Annotated in this window: 15 protein-coding genes and 3 pseudogenes; 6 read left to right on the forward strand and 12 right to left on the reverse strand. The window is 34.7% G+C overall.

Annotated features, from left to right (window positions below; all coding sequences use genetic code 11):
• Positions 1-179: 179 nt before the first annotated feature.
• The gene (locus AAIE21_RS12095; RefSeq protein ID WP_000351671.1) at positions 180-1,037 is read right to left on the reverse strand and encodes a LysR family transcriptional regulator; all 858 of its coding nucleotides are present in this window, start codon (positions 1,035-1,037) and stop codon (positions 180-182) included.
• Between the two features lie 111 nt (positions 1,038-1,148).
• Between AAIE21_RS12095 and AAIE21_RS12100 the strand changes: the two genes are divergently transcribed.
• Both AAIE21_RS12100 and AAIE21_RS12105 read left to right on the forward strand, forming a co-directional pair.
• Positions 1,149-2,375, forward strand: coding sequence for an MFS transporter (locus AAIE21_RS12100; RefSeq protein ID WP_343267013.1), 1,227 nt, complete (start codon positions 1,149-1,151; stop codon positions 2,373-2,375).
• Between the two features lie 122 nt (positions 2,376-2,497).
• Positions 2,498-3,406: a DMT family transporter gene (locus AAIE21_RS12105; protein WP_343267014.1), complete on the forward strand. Its 909-nt coding sequence runs from the start codon at positions 2,498-2,500 to the stop codon at positions 3,404-3,406.
• 340 nt (positions 3,407-3,746) lie between these two features.
• Here AAIE21_RS12105 and AAIE21_RS12110 read toward each other — a convergent pair whose 3' ends face one another.
• The gene (locus AAIE21_RS12110) at positions 3,747-4,184 is read right to left on the reverse strand and encodes a GNAT family N-acetyltransferase (protein WP_343267015.1); all 438 of its coding nucleotides are present in this window, start codon (positions 4,182-4,184) and stop codon (positions 3,747-3,749) included.
• A gap of 137 nt (positions 4,185-4,321) precedes the next feature.
• Here AAIE21_RS12110 and AAIE21_RS12115 point away from each other — a divergent pair, with 137 nt between their 5' ends.
• Positions 4,322-5,746 carry an IS4 family transposase gene (locus AAIE21_RS12115; RefSeq protein ID WP_343267016.1) on the forward strand — a complete coding sequence of 475 codons (1,425 nt, stop codon included), beginning with the start codon at positions 4,322-4,324 and terminating at the stop codon, positions 5,744-5,746.
• A 281-nt stretch (positions 5,747-6,027) separates the two neighbouring features.
• Here AAIE21_RS12115 and AAIE21_RS12120 read toward each other — a convergent pair whose 3' ends face one another.
• The gene (locus AAIE21_RS12120; protein ID WP_336451329.1) at positions 6,028-6,906 is read right to left on the reverse strand and encodes an aminoglycoside phosphotransferase family protein; all 879 of its coding nucleotides are present in this window, start codon (positions 6,904-6,906) and stop codon (positions 6,028-6,030) included.
• Between the two features lie 269 nt (positions 6,907-7,175).
• Here AAIE21_RS12120 and AAIE21_RS12125 point away from each other — a divergent pair.
• Positions 7,176-7,885 (forward strand): annotated as a pseudogene (locus AAIE21_RS12125) (IS6 family transposase).
• A gap of 8 nt (positions 7,886-7,893) precedes the next feature.
• Here the strand turns inward: AAIE21_RS12125 and AAIE21_RS12130 are convergent.
• Entirely contained in the window at positions 7,894-8,364 is a 471-nt protein-coding gene (locus AAIE21_RS12130) for a DinB family protein (RefSeq protein ID WP_006097177.1), read from the reverse strand.
• 482 nt (positions 8,365-8,846) lie between these two features.
• Between AAIE21_RS12130 and AAIE21_RS12135 the strand changes: the two genes are divergently transcribed.
• On the forward strand, positions 8,847-9,248 hold the full coding sequence (locus AAIE21_RS12135) for a hypothetical protein (protein WP_343267017.1): 402 nt from the start codon (positions 8,847-8,849) through the stop codon (positions 9,246-9,248).
• Positions 9,249-9,669: 421 nt separating this feature from the next.
• A pseudogene (locus AAIE21_RS12140) lies at positions 9,670-9,927 on the forward strand (IS6 family transposase); the annotation flags it as partial.
• Positions 9,928-10,085: 158 nt separating this feature from the next.
• On the opposite strand, the gene AAIE21_RS12145 reads toward AAIE21_RS12140, so the two are convergent.
• From AAIE21_RS12145 to AAIE21_RS12180, 8 genes and pseudogenes are all read right to left on the reverse strand, one after another.
• Positions 10,086-11,078, reverse strand: coding sequence for a hypothetical protein (locus tag AAIE21_RS12145; protein WP_343267018.1), 993 nt, complete (start codon positions 11,076-11,078; stop codon positions 10,086-10,088).
• A pseudogene (locus AAIE21_RS12150) lies at positions 11,068-11,642 on the reverse strand (sigma-70 family RNA polymerase sigma factor). Before AAIE21_RS12150 ends, AAIE21_RS12145 begins: the two are co-directional and overlap by 11 nt.
• 149 nt (positions 11,643-11,791) lie before the next feature.
• A complete protein-coding gene (locus tag AAIE21_RS12155) occupies positions 11,792-12,838 on the reverse strand; it encodes a DUF2332 domain-containing protein (RefSeq protein WP_343267019.1) in 1,047 nt (348 codons plus the stop codon).
• Between the two features lie 115 nt (positions 12,839-12,953).
• Positions 12,954-13,553 carry a VOC family protein gene (locus AAIE21_RS12160; protein ID WP_343267020.1) on the reverse strand — a complete coding sequence of 200 codons (600 nt, stop codon included), beginning with the start codon at positions 13,551-13,553 and terminating at the stop codon, positions 12,954-12,956.
• A gap of 173 nt (positions 13,554-13,726) precedes the next feature.
• On the reverse strand, positions 13,727-14,770 hold the full coding sequence (gene lsrB / locus AAIE21_RS12165) for an autoinducer 2 ABC transporter substrate-binding protein LsrB (RefSeq protein WP_343267021.1): 1,044 nt from the start codon (positions 14,768-14,770) through the stop codon (positions 13,727-13,729).
• Positions 14,767-15,765 carry an ABC transporter permease gene (locus tag AAIE21_RS12170; RefSeq protein WP_343267022.1) on the reverse strand — a complete coding sequence of 333 codons (999 nt, stop codon included), beginning with the start codon at positions 15,763-15,765 and terminating at the stop codon, positions 14,767-14,769. The genes lsrB and AAIE21_RS12170 overlap by 4 nt, the downstream gene beginning before the upstream one ends.
• On the reverse strand, positions 15,762-16,739 hold the full coding sequence (locus AAIE21_RS12175; protein ID WP_343267023.1) for an ABC transporter permease subunit: 978 nt from the start codon (positions 16,737-16,739) through the stop codon (positions 15,762-15,764). The genes AAIE21_RS12170 and AAIE21_RS12175 overlap by 4 nt, the downstream gene beginning before the upstream one ends.
• The gene (locus AAIE21_RS12180; protein WP_343267024.1) at positions 16,736-18,229 is read right to left on the reverse strand and encodes a sugar ABC transporter ATP-binding protein; all 1,494 of its coding nucleotides are present in this window, start codon (positions 18,227-18,229) and stop codon (positions 16,736-16,738) included. The genes AAIE21_RS12175 and AAIE21_RS12180 overlap by 4 nt, the downstream gene beginning before the upstream one ends.
• Between the last annotated feature and the right edge of the window lie 4 nt (positions 18,230-18,233).

Genomic DNA, 18,233 nt, shown 5'->3' on the forward strand with positions numbered 1-18,233 from the left:
CACTACCCCATACCCATCAAGCTAGTGAAAAAAACACCCCCAAAACAGTAAAATTGATATTTCTGGGGTAAAAATGTAAAAAAATCTTATTTGGGGGCGTTATAAAATTCTTAAGTTGATGGATGTGGGGTTCTACATTTTATGCCGCACTAAAACAATCCTTAATAATCAAAATTAGGTTACATAGTTTTTTCTTTTATCATCTCAACAAATCTCTGTAAAGCAGCCGAAAAAAGTACATCTTTTCTCATAATAAAATAAGTTGGTACTTTAGAATATTTCTCAGGTAAATCAGTCATGGTTAAAGATTGCTCATGGTCTTTCAAAATTGATTTGACCATGACAGCAATGCCCATTCCAGCCTTCACACAACCAATAATCGCTTCAATTGTACCGAATTCTAATACACGCTTTGGATAAATGCCTGCTTCTTTTAACCACTTATCTACCCTATTTCGATAGTGACAACCGTTCCCAAATGCTAACATATTGACTTTATCAAGTTCTTGTAAAGTATGTAATGGTTGATAACTAATAATCGTTAATTCTTCCTGACAAAACAAAAAAGAAGTTAAATCTGGATGATGAACATCTTCAACAATGAAAGCCCCTTCTAGTTTACGTTCAAGCACAAGTTGAGTTAGCTCAGTACTTTTATGAGTTTCTAGTACTAATTCAACCTCAGGATACTTTTCACAATAGTTTTTTAGAAGAGGAGGTAAACGGACTGCAACTGTAGAGTTAGTAGATCCAATTTTCAGCGTACCAAGAGGTTTAGATTGATTACTTTGTACCAATCTGATTGATTGCTCAGTTAGATCTAGAATTTTCCTAGTATATGTTAACAAAATCTCACCATTAGAATTTAAAGTAACTCCCTTTCCGTTCCGGTAAAATAAGGGAACTCCTAACTCATCTTCTAGCTGTTTAATTTTCATAGTAACATTTGATTGAACATAGCTTAGTGATTTCGCTGCTTTCGATATACTTCCTTCTTCGGCTACCTTTTTAAATACAGTCAAATCTTTAATATCCATATAACTCACCTCTCGTGATATCATTTTTTTTGATAACTTTCTTCTTTATTATTCATTTTACTTGATACATATATATTCATACAATAAGAGAGAAGAGGAGGTAATGATAAAATGCAGAAACAAAAAACAAGAAATGAACCCATTAGTTCTTACAAATGGGTTGTCTTATTGATTGCAACTATTTCACAAACATGTGCCACGTTTGTTACATACGGGATTGGTCCTTTAGCTTCTTTATGGCAGCAAGTACATCACATATCTCAATTTCAAATAGGATTACTTGTATCAGTTGTCAATATCGGACCTATCTTCTCGATGTTATTGTTTGGAAACCTAATGGACCGACATGGCGAGAGATGGATTGTAGGAGGTGGCTCTATCTTACTTGGAGCGAGTATGTTGCTTGCCTATCCAGCCACCAATTATACATATGTAGTTGCTATTTTACTATTTGTAGGGATTTGGTATGGAACGGCACAACCTGGGGGCAGTAAAGCTATTGTAAAATGGTTTCCTCCTCAGCGTAGAGGACTTGCAATGGGGATTCGTCAAACTGGAATTCCCATCGGAGGTGCTTTAGCTTCTAGTACACTCCCTTTCTTTTTTTATGAATATGGCCTTCCATCTGTAATACTTGTGCAAGCAATTGTAGCTATTAGTGGGGGCTTATTGTTCATCCTATTTTATCGTGAGGAGCATTCGAGCATTCAAAAAACTGAAGCGGTTTCCTTCTTTACAAAGTTAAAGAAGATACAAAGAAACTATTCTCTCTATCCTATCTTTTTAATTGGAATATCAATGATGTCGTTACAGATGGTGCTCGTTTCCCATCTAATGAGTTATCTTACAAATGAAGTTCATACAAATCTTCATCATGCTGGAACATTATTAAGTATAGTATTGATAGGTGGAATGTTTGGGAGGATCCTTTTAGCATGGGCTAGTGATAACATATTTAAAGGAAATCGCATCATTCCATTACAAATAACTATCGTTATTACTGTCTTATTGCTCCTTTGTACGAGCTATGTCATGACTTATATGATTTTTGGGCTACTTGTAATCTTGTGCTTCTTTTTTGGTTTCTTTGCTATCGGTTGGTTTAGTTTATTTATCGTTTTCGTATCGGAAAGATCAGATCCGCAATTTATTGGTGTAACTGTCAGTTTCGCTTTAACATTGAATCAATTTGCTATTGTACTTGCACCTACGTTGTTTGGTATATTTGTTGACTATTTTCATAGTTATACTGTACCGTTTAGTATCCTAGCTTTTTTCATTGCTTTGAGTGGAATATGGTTAACCATTATCGAATTTCAGAACAAACCATTACGGTAACTACTAAATTACTTAACAGACTAGATGGTAAAGTTATTATAAACGAATTTTTGGATCGGTTTATTTTAATACGGCACTAGTGATAAAAAGCTATAAATATCAAAAAGTAAAGAGGAGAAAAAATGTCACGTAAATTATACTTTGCACTCATTATGTTAAGCCTTATTTGGGGAGGATCTTTCTATTTTTTTAAGATTTTAGTTACGGATTTCAATCCTTTGGTAGTAGCATTTTTACGGTCAACTTTTGGAACTATAACACTTATTGCACTTATACCATTTTTCCGCAAATCTTTTAGAGGGAACATCTCTTTTATACCTTTGTTTGCTGTCGGAATACTAAATACTTTAATTCCATGGACACTTATTTGTTTTAGTGAACAAAAAATGACTAGTAATTTAGCTTCTGTTTTAAATGCAACCCAACCATTATGGACAATGGTTTTAGGAATCTTATTATTTGGTATACATTCCAATCGCAACCAAATTATAGGTCTATTTATTGGATTCGTAGGTATTTTAATACTCTCAGATATACATTTATCAAATGTTTTTTCAGTTGATTCATTAAATTTCGTCGCAATGTTGATAGCAACTTTTTGCTATGGTTTAGCAACTCATATAACAAAGCGTTATCTTAAAGAGATGTCCATGTTCCAAATTTCTTTAGGTACATTATTAGTCGGTAGTATATGTAGTGGTGGCATAGTTCTATTTTTAGAAGAACCAATTCAAATTTTAACTACAATATCCTGGCATCATATAGGCGCATTAATTGGAATAGGTACATTTGGATCAGGTATAGCTTATTTACTTTACTTTTACTTAATTCAAAAAGGAGGCCCTAACTTCGCTTCCATATCCACATACTTAGTTCCAGTATCAGCTATTTTCTGGGGATATATTCTTTTAAATGAAAATATCAGTTGGAGATTAATCATTGGATTAGTTTTTATACTTATTGGAGTTTATATAACTAGTCGCAAAATCCAGTTAAGTATTCCAGTTAAAGGTATACAAAAAGAATACTAATTATTTAAGGCTTTTTCTTATTTGCGTACCTAACATGAATTTTTAAAAAGGAAGGTCCTCCAAATTAAAGAGCCTTCCTTTTTTGTGCACAGATAATATCCGCAATATTTTCTCTTCTCTAATAATCGATATACTAACAACTAACATAATAGGCCTCACCATACATGCCCATCAACTTAAGAGATTTTAGTACCCCTAAATACAAAAAAACGTTATGCATCGTTGACATAAAATGCTTATTTGAATTTTTCACGATGACTTCTTTTAAACAGTGCTAGTTACTTTAAATATAATTAAGAAAATCATTCCTTTAGCTAAGGATGATTTATATATATCAAACTTAATTAATTGGTATATACTTCTTGAAACCCTTACTTATAGTTCCATTATAACCATTTTTAGCAAAGAATTTATGTGCTTCTATTCTAGTTGCACTACTTAATAAGATAATTCTTGTGGATCCCCTTGCAACCGATATTTGTTCAACATGTCTTAGTAACTTTTCACCTATTCCATTACCTCGAAAATCTTCATTTACAATCACATACTCTAGAACGGTATATGGTCTAAATTGGTATCCAGGATCAAGACAAAAGGTCATAAATATACTTCCTTTAACCTTACAATCTTCCTCATAGACAAATAAGAAATTATTAGAATCATTTCTTATCTGCTCAATTCTTTCTGGTAAAACTTTAATGTTTTTACTATGCGGTGCTAATTTTTTATATAAATTTTCGATTACATTACTATCTTTTGGTTCAGCTTCACGAATCATAAAATTACCTACCTTTATTAGAATATCAATGATTTGGACTGTTTTAATATTGCACTTTTTGACTCTATTGTATCCTAAAACAATACTTTTTTAGTACAATTTAGATAAAAAGAGAATAGTAAGGATGGCATTTTTATATGAATCTCTCGATTCAAGATGAACTACAACCATTTGCGGAAGAATTACAACGACATGTTACACCTATATTTTTAGAAGAACTTGCAAGAGAAATCGGATTTATAAAGCGAAAACGTAAGTTTTCTGGATCAGACTTAGCTACCATTTGTATTTGGATCAGTCAACGGGTGGCAAGTGATCCCTTAGTCCGATTATGTAGTAGGCTTCATGCAGCTACTGGTACTTTACTCAGCCCTGAGGGCTTAAATAAACGTTTAAATGCTAAAGCAGTTTTGTTTTTAAAACATATTTTTTCTTTACTATTACAACAAAAAGTATGTGAACAAACACAAATTTCTAACCATCTCTTCTCTTATTTTGGGCGAATCCGTATCCTAGATGCCACCGTATTTCAAGTGCCAAATGCTTTAGAGAATGTATATCCAGGCTCTGGAGGATGTGCCCAAACAGCCGGAATCAAAATTCAATTAGAATACGATCTGCACAGTGGGGAATTTCTTAACTTTCAAGTTGGACCTGGAAAAAATAATGACAAAACATTTGGTACGGAATGCTTAGATACCTTACGACCAAGAGATTTATGTATTCGTGATTTGGGGTATTTTTCATTGGAAGACTTAGATCAAATGGATCAACGAGGTACATACTATATTTCTCGTTTAAAATTAAATACAAATGTATATGTAAAAAATCCAACCCCAGAATACTTTAAAAATGGTGCAATTAAGAAACAATCGGAATACATACAAATTGATGTGAAACAGCTTTTAAACCAACTACAGCCCGGAGAAACATTTGAATTAAAACATGCTTATATTGGTGATAAACAACAACTTTTTACACGTGTTATTTTTAATCGATTAACAGAAAAGCGACGAACGAAGATCGCGGAAAAAGAAAAATCACAAAATAGAACGTACTCAGAGAAAAGTAAACTGGTAGCGGGATTAAACGTATACGTGACAAATACACCTTGGGAATGGGTTCCGATGGAACAGGTACATGAATTATATACTTTGCGTTGGCAAATAGAGATTGTCTTTAAAACGTGGAAATCACTCTTCAAAATAGACCATTATCGTAATATAAAACGGGAGCGATTAGAGTGCCAATTATATGGAAAGCTAGTCGCTATTTTCCTGTGCTCCTCTACTATGTTTAAAATGCGTCAACTTCTTTTGAAAAAGAAGAAAAGAGAATTAAGCGAATATAAAGCGATTGGAATGGTTCAAGATTATTTACATCTGTTGTATCAAGCTATACAACAAAACACACAAGAAATAACAAAGATTCTAATCCGCCTGTTCCACCTCCTACAGAAGAATGGACGGAAATCTCATCGATATGAGAAGAAAACAGTCTTTGATATTATGGGTGTTGTCTATGAGTATAGTGAACTTGGAAAACAAAAGAAAGCTGCATAATTTTTAAAAATGATACCTAACTAGGTTTATTTGGTATGCCCATGTTTAAAGGTAAATAGTGTTTCAAGAGTTTTTTAGTATGTTTGAACGAAAGTTCATTTTGTTTCCGTTCTTAAGTTGATGGGCATGTATGGTGACCCCATGCCCATCAACTTAAAGGTTTTATAACACCCCAAAACGAAAAATGAGATTTTTATTACAAGTTAGCACAAAATTTCGTTCTGGGGGTAGTTGTATTTTCTTAGCTTGATGGTGATGGAGACTCCCCCCTACTTCACCAATCAAAACAATTCGTCTCTCAGCACTAGATCGAGCCAGGCTTTCGCCTCATTGTAAAGAATCGGATTGTTTTCCGGCGTGTAGTAAGCGAGGATTGCGACTGCTTGTGATACGACCCATCCACGGGCCCTTGCCCACGTAGCGTCATCCATCGGAAAAGCCTCACGGAACGCATCACGCGCCGCTGGCGAATGCAGCTTCCATGCAACCATCACATCGCACGCAGGATCGCCGATGCCCATTTCACCCCAATCAATCACACCGCTAATGCGCTTATTTCGTACGAGCCAGTTACGTACATCTAGATCGCCGTGATGCCAAACAGGAGGGCCGTTCCACGGAGGTGCAGCAAGAGCCGACTCCCACACAGCAGAAACTGCAGGGTCGCCATCAAATCGCGCTAGCCAGTATCGAAAGTCCTTGTCCCGTTGGGCCAAAGGAATGCCACGTCCTAACGGCCCTCCCGATGAATCGACTTGTTGCAGTGCTGCGATGAACACTGCAAGATCACGCGCTGCCTGAATCTCGTCAATCTCCTCTATAGGCACCGTATCGCCCTCAACCCACGTATGTACCTCCCAAAACCATGGATATTCGTTATTGGGACGCCCCTGAGCGATAGGCATAGGGATATCAAGCGAAACTAATGGTGCAAGTTTTGGCAGCCATGTGAACTCGCGACTTTCTGGTGTCGTCGGACCTGCCCTTCGTGCGAGCCGAACGGAATATTCGTCGCCAAGTCGGAAAATGGCGTTTACCGTGCCAATTGGCTCGACCCGCCGTAGGGACAGTTTTGCCCAGTTTGGGAACTGATCCACAAGCAAACTACGCACAAGGCGCTCGTCAATTTCCAATTCGTCAACGTGCATCTTCTCACACATCGCACGCTCCCCCCTCCGTAGCTCTGACGTACAATTCGCAACCGTCGTGTCCTTCATAAACGTTCTGATATTTCCATCCCGTAAAATTCATCACATTGTAACCCCCTCGGATCATTACATGTCACCCAACTTGTTTTTTTGGTTGAGTATTATGGAGCATTGCTCCCCATTAGATTAAAGGTTCTGTTGCAAAAACCTCAAGATAATTGCAAGTAATCCCTAAATCTTGGACATACTAATACTAGTATTCTAAAAAGGACGTGATCAGTATGAAAAATCAAAATCTATTCAAGTGGAAACATTATCAACCGGATATTATTTTATTAACCGTGAGATGGTACCTACGGTACAACTTAAGTTTCCATGATTTGGTGGAAATGATGGAGGAACGAGGCCTATCCATAGTTCACACAATCATTATACGTTGGGTACATCAATATGGTCCTGAGTTGGATAAGCGAATTCGACGTCATCTCAAACAAACAAATGACTCATGGAGAGTGAACGAAACGTCCATCAAAGTAAAAGGACAATGGATGTATCTGTATCGTGCTGTTGATTCGAAAGGAAACACAATCGATTTTTGCCTAAGTAAAACAAGAGATCAGAAGGCTGCAAAGCACTTTTTCAAGAAAGCTTTGCGATCTTTTCATGTTTCGCAGCCTCGTGTCATAACAGTCGATAAGAATCCAACTTATCCTATAGCAATTGAACAGTTAAAAAAAGAGAAAAGCATACCTGACGGTATGCAACTTAGACAACAAAAGTACTTAAATAACATAGTAGAACAAGATCATCGCTTTATAAAAAGCGATGATCTTGTTCTATGCTAGGGTTCAAATCTTTTGACACAGCTACAACCATTCTTTCTGGAGTAGAAACCATGCATATGATTAAAAAAGAACAGATTGATTTACGGGACCATTCTGTCCAAAAACAGAAACAATTTATATATTTACATAATTCTCGTTATTGGTAGTGAAATTATTAATCCCATATATTTGGGCGTTCAATTTTCATTGTTCTCATATAATCTAACATTTGTCCTGTATGAACACCCTCATGATATGCTATACGCATTAACATATCCCCTAAAGAACGGATATACCCTACATTTGAACGATCAATTTTAATTGTATTTAAATCTTCACTAGAAAAAGAACGAACAGTATCTAAAAATTGTTTGTGATATATCTCAGCAAAATTCAGTTCATCTTCGACAGATAAAAAAGGTCTGTTTTCAAATGGAGAATTATACTCTTTTAGACTTCCCCTATTTTCAATAGCCAGATGATAATAATGTTCTGATTCCAGTACATGTCGAATCATCTCTAAACAAGTCATAGCTTTTTCATCTGGTTTCCAATCTAATTTATCACTCGGAATTGCTTTCCATACCTTTATACTCCGTCTTCTCACTTCTTTTAGATTTAATAATAATAAATCAATAGTGTTCAACTGTATTTCTCCCCTCCACTTAGTCTTATAAATTAAGTTTACAAATATTTTCAAGTAAAATGCAAACATTCGTTCTTTTTTTGGATACATTTAATAAACGAATAGTCCTGTAACTGACAAAAAGAAACAATATGTTATGAATATTATATTCACTTAAAGTTAACATAACGTCCTATTATCGGTAGCAAGGTTTTACTAGAATCCTTGTATTTATGAGGTTTTTTCTTCTTTTTTATATAAAATCGATATGCAAGATTTTATACAATATTGATTTGACAAGATTTATTGTGCTTAAGTTTGGCTGTTTTGGTACAGAAACTTGTATAAAATGTTGCATATTTTTTAAGGGAAATTTACGCTAAACAATATTATATATTTCAAATAAAGACACTTCTTTGAGAAAAGGAGTGTCTTTTAAGAATAAATGGATTTTTATGTTAAAATTTTACTATCAATAATTTCGCGGAAGAGGTCTTTTAAAAATGAATATATTAAGAAGAATGATATTTAGTAAGATGGGGATAATCATTTTAGTAGTAATAATATTGATTACAGGATTTTCATATTGGACGAATAAAGATAGAATTTCTAATAACTTTGCTGAACAACTATTTAAATATCCCCTTCCTCCACAAACCAAAGTCATCGAAAAGGAACAAGCTAATGGAAAATCCCTTGTATGGGGAAATGGTGGATATTGGGGTGTTATTGCATCTGTTCACCTATCTACTAAACTAAGTAAAGCAGAAATATTGTCGTATTATAAAAAAACTGGTTTATTTAAATACCCTAAAAGTGATAAAAAAGGTGTTGAACCTGAAATCTACTTTCAAGATGACTTAAAAAAGGTGTTGAACCTGAAATCTACTTTCAAGATGACTTAAAAAAGGTGTTGAACCTGAAATCTACTTTCAAGATGACTTAAAAAAGGTGGAAAAACCAGAAGGTTTTTATTACACGACAAACGATGGTGGAAATAACCTGTTACACAGTTACTTCAACAAAGATGGAAGTATGAAAATAGAACAAAGTACTAATGAACATACAGGACAAATGGAATATGTGGTACAGATAACAAGTGACTTTGATTACTTTCTAAATATTGATTGACACTAACATTAAATTAAAAGAGCTAGGGAATCTAGCTCTTTTTTGTTGTGATTTATACTGTGAATTGGTTTGTTAATTCAATGCGAATTATAGTTCGTTTTTGTTGGTTCTGGTGTAAAAACTTTAATATACGCGTAAGTAATCTCTAAAACTTGGATATACTGATTCTATTACTCTAGAAAAGGTGTGATTGGTATGGAAAAGGAACATGTATTCAAGTGGAAACATTATCAGCCTGATGTTATCTTATTAACGGTGAGATGGTACCTTCGGTACAACCTCAGTTTTCGTGATTTAGTCGAAATGATGGAGGAACGGGGCTTATCCATTGCTCATACAACGATTATGCGTTGGGTTCATCAATATGGTCCTGAGCTAGATAAGAGAGTTCGTCGTCATCTTAAGAAAACGAATGATTCTTGGCGAGTAGACGAGACGTATATTAAGGTCAAAAACATCCACACTAATTAATTATCTATAATTATATTATGTTAACAATTGAATTGATTATTATTGAATCACTACTTAACATGTAGAGCTTAATTTATCCCCCTTTCTATTTATCATAAAAAATGAAAGTAACTCGTTACCTCCATTTTTTTACACACTCTCTATTCAACTACCGACAGTAAAATCTTCTCAAGCTCTTTTTTAGGTAGCGTACTTTCATTTATATAAACCTGGTATGAATCTCTCCCTTCCCTGGCTGGAACCACTAATTTCATTCCTCTTACATTCAACCCTTCATACTCTCCAAATGTAATATCATATCCTTTTAATTTGTATGTTTTTATTTCTTTATAAAAGCGTGGTCCCTTTTCAGTTTCCTGATCAAATGGTTTATCCACATGATCTCTTTGTTCATCAAATACTCCAAATTGATACAGTCTAAACCCTAAATCTGCATCTGATTTTGTTGGTCCTTTTTTCACATTACTATCTTCGTATCTCATTGTAATAAGTGGTCTCGGTTTTCCTGTCGTCACATCTGCCTTTGCTTCTTCCCATATTAAATGATGACCTTTAGGAATATAACTAGGATGTTTTATTGGAAAACCAGCTATTTTTTCTGCTTGTTCAAATGTATATATGAAATGAGCATCTAATTTTTCTTCATACTTTTGTAATTCCACTATGACCTCGCTATCTCTCTTTTTCTCTTCTGGACTTAAGCGATCTGTTGATGTATATTGTTTTTCTCCATTCTCCATAACACTAACTTTTTTATAAAAATGATACGCTTCTTTTAATAAAGCGATATACTTTTCAAACTCTTCTTCTGTAAATAACTTCTTAGCAATTTCTACTCTCTCCATCGTTCCTTTATATCCATCCTTAGTCATTCCCATATCTCTTCTTGCTTCCTGGGGTGTACCAATGATCTTATCAATTAACGTTGTACCTGCAAAAGTCCCTGTCGGTATAAGAACAGCAACGGCTATGAACCCGATTAACAGCCTTTTCTTCATTGATTTTCTATCCTTCTTATTTCCTTGATAGTATGCATCAAAAGAGCTTTTTACCCTTGTTTGCAGATTACTAGATGGTTCCATTGCTTCGGCTTTCCTTTGCAATTCATCCCGTAAATACTTTTCAAAATCCATTTGCTTCCCCCTCCTGTATAGCTGATACATTCTCCATTTCAATTCGTAAACGCTTCAATGCTGTATGTAATCGTGACTTTACTGTACCAACAGGTATATGAAGCAGCGCTGCAATTTCATCTAAGCTATATTCATGGAAATAACGCATAATGACGACTTCACGATGCTTATATGAGAGCTTTTGTACAAAGTCTACTAACTCACTACGTGTTTCTTTATGTAAAATATCCTCGTCTACTATGTAAAACTGATCTTGCACATACATTTTCTTCTTTTCGAAAATACGAAAGCGTTGCCATGACCTACGCCGCCAATCTTGTACTTGTTTCACAATTAATCCATGTAACCAAAAACGGAAAGAACGATTTACATCATAATTAGCTATTGACTTCCACATTTGAATATATACTTCATTCACAATATCCTCTACATCCTGCTTATCTACTACTAAAAAACTACTGTTCTATAAATATCTTTACATGTAAATTCATAAATAATACGTAAGGCTTGTTGATCTCCAGAGACCATTCTCTGCAGCCATTCCTTTAGTTCTATTTCATCCAATTCTCGTTCTCCTCTCATATTCTCTAAAAAGCTTTCACATTATATTCGCCCGTTTCTCGCAAAAGGTTCATTTTACATAAAAATTTATTTATTTCAATAATAAAAAGACAACTAATTTTAGCTGTCTCTTCATTGTTATACAGAAAAACCTAGCATAATGACTTATCTTCCAATCTCCAACTAAACCACCGCGCATGACCATCTGTTTCTCCAACGGTCTCATTATATTCTTTTCCATTTATAAAATAATCGAGATGAAGATCTCTATCCCACATGTTGTTGTAAAGGTGGAAAACATCACGTTTTGCGCCCATTTCTTTCACTGTATCTATTAATTTATGTTTTATACTCTCTGGTATTTGATTCGCCACATGTGTGTGAAAAATACAAATTACTACATCCTCTCGAATTTGTTCCGCAATTTCAGAGAGAAGAGCTACTCCATCCCCTTCTACCAGTTTCACAGCTTGTTCTTTTAAACAAGCTGCTGCGTGATCAAACATCTCAAGTCGCTCTTTATGCTCTGGCCAGATAAGCGCACGTAGCCATAAATAGTCTTCTTCATTCTTCAAATCATTCACGTGTAAATCAAGCCCGATCCTTTCCGCAACAGGTGGACTTTGTTGTAAGAAAAATGGCCGATTCTCTCCTTTTATTTCCGATTTCAAGTGAACGTTAGAGTCTTTATTTCCAAACACCTCTTCTGTTCCATACGAATAACTATATTGATCCCAAAGCAGCTGTAAACCAGCACTTGTCCCGATTTCAATTAACGCTAAAGGTTTAGTAACTTTATGAAACATATAACAAAAACTCGGATATAAATACGCACATCGTCTTACTTCATTTGTTTGTACTAGCTTCGTTTTTAAAATAGTGATAATCTCTTCTCTATGAAGCTTACAAAAACTTTTAAAGTGTTGAAAAGCATGCTCCAAATTTTTTTCTGGAGCCCCAACAAGACTACCATAGTATTGTTTTAATGCATGACTATTCCCTTTCAATAATAAATAATGAACAGCACCAAGTAATAAATTGGGGGTTGGCTGACCAAGTTGTGCATGTGAGGCTAATGCAAGGAGTTCCTCATCATCTGAAATTTTTAATGATACATGTTCGTATAAATCGCTCGATCCTTTACATTCTTTTGTAGAAAAATTTTTAAATAAATTGGAGATTTGTTCTGGTGTTAGCATTCATCCTCCTCCTTTAAACTCAAGTTAAAATATTCAAAATAATCATAACACAATCACTTGAAATGGTATATTTTCACAAACATCCTGTTAATCTACTTAAAATCACAAATGAATATTATGCATATATCTCCACACCATTCGGATCTGTTTGTTTCCTTTGATAGAAAGAATTCAAATATACATGTTTCAATATCGTTTTATTATCACGAATCGTTTCAATACTTTTTATTTCTTTTTGAAATAGAAAAGAAAGGTCTTGTTCTAACCCTGTTTGCTTTGTTGTCATGACAATTTTCTGCAACTCTTCTACGCTCTCACTGTCGTCTATTGCATCAAAATTTGTTTGAAGCTCAATTCGAAATCCATATGGTGTGAAAATAAAAGTTCGTCTTTCTCCCGAATTTACTTTCCATTGTAGCTTTTCCGCTTGCTTACAAATAGTTTTGCATTCCCCTTTTGACACGAGAAAACCGATATGATCAAATGTAATCTTTTTACCATAACCAAATGTGATATTTATCTTACCTTTTCTAGCTTCAATAATCCGAAAAAGGATCTGTTTATCACGAAAATCATCCCAAGTTAATGGCGGATCAAATTGTTGAAATTCTCCATTATACTTTCCGATTCTTGTAGAAATGCGGAAACCACAATTTTGATAAAAGTTCTCCATTTCTTCTAAATGAGGCGTCCAAAAATGATAATGAAACAACATTAAAATCTCCCCCTTGTATTCTATATATTTAATATAATTGTATAAACATAGTGATATAATCACCTCTCCCTAAAGTGGTAATTATATAAAGACCCCTTCATACTTTTGTGGGATAAATTCCATCAAAATAATAAAAAGTTCATTCCCTTATACACAGGAATGAACTTTCCATATTAAAAATTGTACTTATCAATATTATTTTTTGTAAACACAACTCGTTCCGGCAGTACGATAATTCCATTTCCATCTGCTTCGTAGTCATAACCTTGAATAGAATTCGGTTCTACTTTTACTTTACCTATATTCGGAACTTCGAAGCTATCACCAACTTTTAATTTCTTCCCTTTTACCACAATTTCATTTGCAACATAAGTTGCAAGTGCACCTTGCTGTTTTACATCCCATAACCCAAATTGCTGAACAGTTCCTCGTTTTACATAATCACGCATTACATTTGGCGTTGAAAATCCTGTCACAACTACCTTTTTATCCATTTTCAAGTTTTCAGCAGCTTGCGCCATCGCTGGAAGTGCCGTTGCATCTGGGCAAATGATAGCATTAATATCTGGATACGTTTTTAAAATGCTTTCTCCAACCGATAATGATTTTTGTGCGTTATTTTCTCCGTACTGCGTCGTTACAATTTCCCAGTTTGGATATTTTTCTTTTATAATCTCTTTTGCTTTTGTTACCCATTGATTTTGATCTGTTACAGTCGGACTTGAATAGAAAAATGCTACTTTTCCTTTATCTCCAATTTGTGATGAAGTCATTTGAATTAATAGATTTGCGAGTTGCTCCGGCGTTCCTTGACTTATATAAAACGAACGGTCTCTGGGATTCACATCAGAATCCCACGTTAATACTGTCATTCCTTTTTTCTTTGCTCTCTGTAATGATTGTGAAAGTCCATCAACCGATGTAGATGAAACCATTAACGCATCATAGTTTTGATTAATAAAATTATTTATATATTTCACTTGGCCTGATACACTTGCCTCTGATGGTCCATCATACTTCACTTGCACACCTAACTTATCTCCCATTTCTTTTGCCCCTTCACCACCTGATGTAAAGAAGCCAACTCCTGTCAATTTAGGAATGAATGCAAATTTCACATCATCTGCTTTTTTCTTGTCTGCTGTTTTGCTAGAACATGCGATTAAACCGATAATACAAACGCACATAATAATAAAGATCCCCAATTTTCTTTTCATGACATTTCCCCCTTATGCAATTTCCTTCTTTTCCACATAGTGAGTTGCTGTAATTTGAAATGCCTAATAATAACAGAGAGGATAAGTATAATACCAATAACTACATTTGATTGTTCGTTCGTTAAGCCTGTCATTTGTAAACCGTACTGCATCATGCCAATAAATATACTTGCTAGTACTGTTCCGATAATACTTCCTTTCCCCCCAGTAATGAGTGTCCCGCCTAATACCACTGCCGTAATAACCGGCAGAATTGTCTCGTTTCCAATATCAGCTCGAGCTGATCCAAAATATGCTGTTAAAAAAGCTCCTCCTAATCCTCCTCCTAACCCAGAAAGAATATAGGAAATAATTACTATCTTTTTTGTTCGAATACCCGAATATTTAGCTGCCTTTTCATTCGCACCTGTCAATATGACATAACGTCCATACCTTGTTCTATGAAGTAAGAGTGTAAACAAAATAGTCAAAACGAAAAGTAGCCATACTAAATTAGGAATTCCTATAAAACTACTATTTGCAAGTTGCACGTAAGAATCCGGTAAACCACTTATTCCTTCATATCCACTGGCATTTGAACCACCCGAGATAACAAGAGCAATTCCTGAATATAAAAACATCGTTCCAAGTGTAACAACAAGAGGTTCTACATCTGTCATTTTAATAATCATCCCATTCATACAACCGGCTAAACAACTGATAAACAAGGTAATAATTACAGCTAAAATAATCGGAACTCCATTCATCCAGAGTACACCAATAAGGATTGAGGAAAGCCCCATGATTGATCCTACAGATACATCAATTCCACCTGTTATAATTACAAATGTCATTGGAATTGCGGCAATCGTAATAAAAACAAAGTCATTCATACTGAAAAGTAAATTACTAATATTAAAGAAATCGCTGTTTAACAAACCAAAGAGAATGAACTCTATAATAAGTAATACAACAAGAACCCCTTCCCATCTTAAAAATCCACGTGCATACTTCATAGATTCATCCTTCTTTCTTCCAACCGTCTTATTCCCTTCCATTTTTTTAAGGTGCTGTCTAATATAATAATAAGTAACAGTAAAAATCCTGATATGGCACTATTCCAAAAAGCTGGTATTTTTAAAAAGACTAGTGAACTACTTATAACTTCTAAAAAAATTGCCCCTAGCGCTGCTCCGAATATAGAACCTGTTCCACCTTTTAAATGAATACCCCCGAGAACAGCTGCTGCAATTACTTGCAACTCAATTCCTGTACCAGTTTGATTTGGTACAAATCCGATATTCATAACAAATATGCATCCTGCAACCCCTGCGCTTATTCCCGAAATAATAAATGCATATATTTTCACCTTATCTACCGGTATTCCGATGAGACGTGCTCCATCTTCGTTATCTCCAGTAGCATAAAAATATCTTCCAAAAGGTGATTTCGTTAAAAAGATATATAATAATAGTAAAATAGCTAGAACAATCCATACTGTAACAGGAAGACCTAGTATCACGACAGAAGACATTTGTTTATAAGAATTAGGAATATCTTCAATCCATTTGCCACCTGTATAGATCAGCATCGTTCCTCTAATAACTCCTAACATTCCTAATGTCATAATAATTGCCGGTACACCAAACTTTGCAACCCCTATTCCATTTATCATTCCAATGACAGCCCCAAGCAAGATTGCAGCCATGATTGAAATGGGAATACTATTACCATTTGTCAAAAACATCCCACAAATCGCTGCACTTAACCCCATAATAGATCCGACTGAAACATCGATATTTTTCGTAAATAATACGAACGATTGACCAATAGCTAGTATGACTAAAATAAGACTTGATTTCATCATTAAAGAAAGCGAGCTAAATTGAACAAAACTAGGATTTATCATTCCTACGAAGGCTATGTAAATAAGTAATAAAATGATAATAGAAGTTTCATGCATTTTAAATATATTTGGAAAACGTTTCATTCCGTTACACCTTCCCTTCTCCCATATGCGAGACGTGTAACTTCATTTATACAAACTTCTCCTTTCTCTAAGTGAGAAACAAACTTCCCATTTCTCATCACATATACTCTGTTTGCCAATTGAACAATTTCTTCTACATCTGAGGAAATAAGTATAATTGCAAGTCCTGATTGTTTTAAACTTTGAATTACCTCATATACTTCTAACCTTGCTTTGGCATCAATCCCGCGCGTTGGTTCATCAAGAATCATCAATTTAGGTTCACAAGCAAGATATTTAGCTAATACAACTTTTTGTTGGTTTCCACCTGATAAAGATGCCATTTTTTCATCTATATTGGGAACGACTATCCGGAATTTCTTAATATAAGATTCTGTTAAAGCGCTTTCTTTTTTACAATTTAAGAAAAAGCTACTCATTCGATGTAAAGACGGTGACGTTATATTTTCTTTAACAGATGCAATTGAAAAGATACCATTACCAGCCCGATCTTCTGGAACATATACCATCCCTTCATCTAATCGTCTACCCGTCGAATACTTCACTACAGACTTTCCTTCTAATAAAATATCTCCCGACAGTACCGGCCTTATCCCATATAACACTTCTGCTAATTCCGTTCTACCTGCTCCAACAACACCAGCAATCCCTACAATCTCCCCTGCATGTACAGTTAGTGATATATCCTGAAATGCATAGCTCGACAAATTTGTTAACTCTAATATTTGTTGAGAAAGTTTCGTAGTTTCTTGTGGTACCTCTTTCTTCTCTTCATGTTTATAATCTTTTGGCAATAACCCCTCCATTAGCATGTCATATGTATAGTCTGATACATCACCTTGACTTACTATCATTCCATCACGTAAAATAGCTACCTTATTAGCAATTTCAAAAATTTCTGGGAAACGGTGTGTAATATAAATCATACCGATTCCTTTTTCCCTTAAACTTCTCAGCAGCACAAAAAGACTCTTTATTTCATGAGTTGTTAATGTCGATGTTGGCTCATCTAAAATAAGAATCTCAGCTTCTCTTATTAATCCCCTTAATATTTCTACTAATTGTTGCTGCGCAATAGATAATGAACTTCCAATTGCATTCAGCTCTATATTCCACCCTAAACTTTTTATCAAGTCTTTTACTTTTTTACGAAGTTCTTTCTTTTTTGCTTTTATTCCGATACATATATTTTCCTCAATCGTCATATGAGGAAAAATTAACGGTTCTTGTGGAATTAAATACATACCATTTACATGTGCCTCTGCTGGATTAGAAAAACTTTGCACCACTCCTTTTACATATATCTCCCCAGCATCATAAGAGTATAAGCCTGTTAATATTTTCATCAATGTTGATTTTCCAGCACCATTTCCTCCTACTAGAGCGTATACATCTCCGCGTTGTAATTCCAAAGTAACCTCTTTTAATACATGTTGGTCTGAAAATGATTTACTAATTTGTTTCACCTCTAATAAGGGCACGTTCTCCACATCT

The organism is Paenibacillus sp. 102, from assembly GCF_039549175.1.
Lineage (GTDB): Bacteria > Bacillota > Bacilli > Bacillales > Bacillaceae_G > Bacillus_A.

Coding starts and splice junctions, on each gene's coding strand:
- AAIE21_RS12120 (WP_336451329.1), bottom strand. CDS start 6,906: ATGTGTGAGAAGATGCACGTTGACGAATTGGAAATTGACGAGCGCCTT.
- lsrB (WP_343267021.1), bottom strand. CDS start 14,770: ATGAAAAGAAAATTGGGGATCTTTATTATTATGTGCGTTTGTATTATC.
- AAIE21_RS12100 (WP_343267013.1), top strand. CDS start 1,149: ATGCAGAAACAAAAAACAAGAAATGAACCCATTAGTTCTTACAAATGG.
- AAIE21_RS12110 (WP_343267015.1), bottom strand. CDS start 4,184: ATGATTCGTGAAGCTGAACCAAAAGATAGTAATGTAATCGAAAATTTA.
- AAIE21_RS12145 (WP_343267018.1), bottom strand. CDS start 11,078: ATGGATTTTGAAAAGTATTTACGGGATGAATTGCAAAGGAAAGCCGAA.
- AAIE21_RS12155 (WP_343267019.1), bottom strand. CDS start 12,838: ATGCTAACACCAGAACAAATCTCCAATTTATTTAAAAATTTTTCTACA.
- AAIE21_RS12135 (WP_343267017.1), top strand. CDS start 8,847: ATGAATATATTAAGAAGAATGATATTTAGTAAGATGGGGATAATCATT.
- AAIE21_RS12175 (WP_343267023.1), bottom strand. CDS start 16,739: ATGAAACGTTTTCCAAATATATTTAAAATGCATGAAACTTCTATTATC.
- AAIE21_RS12170 (WP_343267022.1), bottom strand. CDS start 15,765: ATGAAGTATGCACGTGGATTTTTAAGATGGGAAGGGGTTCTTGTTGTA.
- AAIE21_RS12115 (WP_343267016.1), top strand. CDS start 4,322: ATGAATCTCTCGATTCAAGATGAACTACAACCATTTGCGGAAGAATTA.
- AAIE21_RS12105 (WP_343267014.1), top strand. CDS start 2,498: ATGTCACGTAAATTATACTTTGCACTCATTATGTTAAGCCTTATTTGG.
- AAIE21_RS12160 (WP_343267020.1), bottom strand. CDS start 13,553: ATGTTGTTTCATTATCATTTTTGGACGCCTCATTTAGAAGAAATGGAG.
- AAIE21_RS12095 (WP_000351671.1), bottom strand. CDS start 1,037: ATGGATATTAAAGATTTGACTGTATTTAAAAAGGTAGCCGAAGAAGGA.